The organism is Rhodococcus sp. CX (assembly GCF_015865005.1).
Lineage (GTDB): Bacteria > Actinomycetota > Actinomycetes > Mycobacteriales > Mycobacteriaceae > Rhodococcus.
Genome location: NZ_JADZGH010000273.1, coordinates 40,962 through 43,948, shown reverse-complemented (window position 1 = coordinate 43,948; position 2,987 = coordinate 40,962). Strand labels below are relative to the sequence as shown.

General features: G+C 66.4%; 5 protein-coding genes. 3 read left to right on the top strand and 2 right to left on the bottom strand.

Features of this window, described 5'->3' with window-relative positions; translation table 11 throughout:
* Positions 1-72: 72 nt before the first annotated feature.
* Together I0Q12_RS31145 and I0Q12_RS31140 are read left to right on the top strand one after the other, a co-directional pair.
* The gene (locus tag I0Q12_RS31145) at positions 73-831 is read left to right on the top strand and encodes an MBL fold metallo-hydrolase (protein WP_307846675.1); all 759 of its coding nucleotides are present in this window, start codon (positions 73-75) and stop codon (positions 829-831) included.
* A gap of 58 nt (positions 832-889) precedes the next feature.
* On the top strand, positions 890-1,183 hold the full coding sequence (locus I0Q12_RS31140) for a WhiB family transcriptional regulator (protein WP_197257864.1): 294 nt from the start codon (positions 890-892) through the stop codon (positions 1,181-1,183).
* Between the two features lie 252 nt (positions 1,184-1,435).
* Here the strand turns inward: I0Q12_RS31140 and I0Q12_RS31135 are convergent, their stop codons facing one another.
* Positions 1,436-2,323 carry a universal stress protein gene (locus tag I0Q12_RS31135; protein WP_197257850.1) on the bottom strand — a complete coding sequence of 296 codons (888 nt, stop codon included), beginning with the start codon at positions 2,321-2,323 and terminating at the stop codon, positions 1,436-1,438.
* Positions 2,324-2,328: 5 nt separating this feature from the next.
* Positions 2,329-2,463: a hypothetical protein gene (locus I0Q12_RS34775; protein ID WP_269437726.1), complete on the bottom strand. Its 135-nt coding sequence runs from the start codon at positions 2,461-2,463 to the stop codon at positions 2,329-2,331.
* A 92-nt stretch (positions 2,464-2,555) separates the two neighbouring features.
* On the opposite strand from I0Q12_RS34775, the gene I0Q12_RS34505 reads away from it, so the two are divergent.
* Positions 2,556-2,987 (top strand): DUF222 domain-containing protein (locus I0Q12_RS34505; protein ID WP_231611782.1); only part of this gene is annotated, 432 nt, incomplete at its 3' end.

Here is a 2,987-nt window from a genome sequence, read left to right as displayed (position 1 = left end):
CCACGAGGAATCACGCGACGACGTCGTACACCACCTCACGGGACTTGACCCTCGGCTCCCGCCACGGCGATCGTGCGCGGCGACGACATTCACGTCATCGACTGCGGCAACGGCGTAGCTCGCCAACTGGTGTCCGCCGGCCTGCGACTGCGGGATCTCAAATCGGTGCTCGTGACCCACCATCACGTCGACCACAATGCCGACCTCGGTGCACTGTTGCATTTGGCCTGGACCGCAGGATTGGTCACCCCGGTCGACGTTTACGGCCCACCTCCGCTCACCGAGATGCTTGAACTGATCCGAGCAGTCGGACGGCCCGACATCGAGCACCGCGAGAGCCTCGGGCGCCCGAAACTGTCCGGACTCATGCGCGGCCACGAGATCGCCTCTCCCGGAGTTGTCGTCTCCACGCCTGATATGACGATCACCGCCGGCACAGCCCTCCACCCGCCGATGCCCTCCCTCGCTTACCGAATCGATGCCGACGGATCATCGGTGGTGGTGTCCGGGGACACCGCCCCCTCAGAGCAGATCACGGAGTTGGCGACCGGAGCCGACGTCCTAGTCCACGAGGTGTACTCCCCCGAACATCTCGGACGACTCCTCAGCGGCACCAACGCCGATGTAGACGAACTGCGCCGCCATTTCGCGCGCGCTCACACCGATGCAGAAAGCGCAGGCAGGATCGCCAAGGAAGCCGGAGTCCGCACTCTCGTGCTGTGGCACCTCATCCCCTACGACCTCACCGAAGACGACTGGATTCGCCAAGCCGCGCGGCACTTCGACGGGGAGATCATTGTGGCCCACGATCTCATGCGCATTCCCTGCTGATCCCGGACAGGCATGGCTGTGCCTGCCCCATGCTCGTAGTACGACCCGAGAGGCAGTGATGATCCGCGCGAACCTCCAACCAGTCCACAGTGACACCTGGTCCTGGCGATTGCGCGCACTGTGCCGTTCGATGGGCTACCTGTTCTTTGCGCCGGAGGACGAGCCGAAAGGTCCCCAGGTACGACGGGAGCGGGAGGCCAAACGCATTTGCTACCAATGCCCGGTTCTCAACCAGTGTCGAACGTATGCGCTCTCGACCCGAGAGCCCTACGGGGTCTGGGGCGGAACCACCGAACGCGACCGTCGGCGAACGTCTCACACCATCGGCGTCGCTACCCGACAGACCGGCTGAAGGAGCCCGGCCATGTCCCGCAACATCTGATGTGTAGCACCCTTTTGCCGAGGGGCGAGGTGAGGCGCCGTCGGGAGCGATCCCGGCGGCGCCTTTTTCGACCCGATCGGCCTGCTTCTGTTCACCGCAGGCCTCATCACCGCGATGCTGCCGTTCTCTCTCGGAGACGCCACCGCCGCGAGCGCACCGAAGCGTTTACTGTGGTCCCGCTGCGACTTCCGGCAGCGGTCCCTACCCCGCGACAGTGGAAACTCATACAGCCGATCTCGAGCTCGATCCGCCGTCCGGCATCACCAGGACATCCGTGCCGGCGAAGCGCAGTACGTGCTGGGCGACGCTGCCGAGCATCGCGTATTCGAGTGCGGAACGCTCCCCGGTCCCGACGACGATCAGCTCGGCGCGGTACTCGTCGGCGATTTCCGGGATTCTCGTGGCGGCATGACCGGATTCGATGCGGCTGTCGGCAGGTTCGGGGATCAGCGTCGAGGCGAAGTCGTCGAGGTGGGAGCGGGCCTGCTCGGTGCTCACGTGCCGCAGCTGCGCCAATCCCACGTCGTCGGCGCCGTGCATTCGCATCAGCTGTTCGCCCATGACGACCGACACGTGCACGAGGATGTGGTCGGCGTCGGGTGTCCACGCTGCCGCGACGCGGGCGGCCGCCGTGGATGCGGGAGTGGTGTCCACGGCCAGGAGAACGGTCCGGTAGGGGCCGTCGGACGGATTCCGGACCACCAGCACCGGCGTGGCGCTGGTTCCGACGAGTCGTTCGGCGGTGCTTCCCAGCAACGCGATGGGCAGCCGCCCACCGTGCGCGCCGACGACCAGGAGGTCGGCGTCGCACTCACCGGCGACGGCGCCGACGACGGAGACGATGTCACCGGCCCGGACCACGCCGTCGACCTGTGTGTCCCCGACCGCTGTGTCATTGAGCGCTGTGTCGCCGACGCATCGGTACAGATGCTCCGCCAGGAGTGCATTCGCCCGCCGCAGCTTTTCCGGTCCGGCGGAGGCCGGCACATACACCGCGGTGAGCTGTGCGTGATGCTCGCGGGCGAGCTGCGCGGCGCGGCGGACCGCGTGCGTCGCACCGTCGGACAGGTCGGTGGCGACCAGGATGTGCCGAAGGGATGACGTCTCCATAGCTTCTACAGCCCCTCACGTCCGGCGTGGATGCGACGAATTGCCCACTTCTCCGCTTCGGCGACGAAGAAGACCGTCAGTCCGACGCCGAGCACCTTCGCCCACTCCACCGGAGTGAGGCCCGAGGATCCGAACAACACATTTACCAAATGGCGCTGCGGTTAGCACTCCACCGCAGCGCCGCAGCCTCAGCTTCCACGCTACTTTCGGACCCCCTCGATATAGTTCGAACATGCTTTCGATGGGGGTGCGAGAAGGCGAGGTCGGGGCGCGGCTGTCCGCCCTCGACGAGGCTGTCGACGGCCTGCTCGAAGACGACCTCACCGGCTTGTCGAACGACGACCTGGTCGAGTTCCTCCAGCGCTTCGAAACCGTCCTGCGCAAGGCCGCAGCCGTCGGCCATCGAATGATTGTCGAGACCGTCGAACGACGGGTCCCGGAGGACCTCGGGTGCCGCTCGATCAACGACTTCCTCATCGGCACGCTGCGGATCTCCGCGGCCGACGCGACCCGGCGGGTCAAAGGCGCGAAGAAGGTCGGCACCTGGCATTCCCTCGACGGCGAGGACCTGGAACCGGAACTGCCCGCCACCGCTGCCGCGGCGCGCTCTGGCGCGATCGGACCGGATCATGTCGCGGCCGTGGCGAAGGTGATGCGGAAGGTC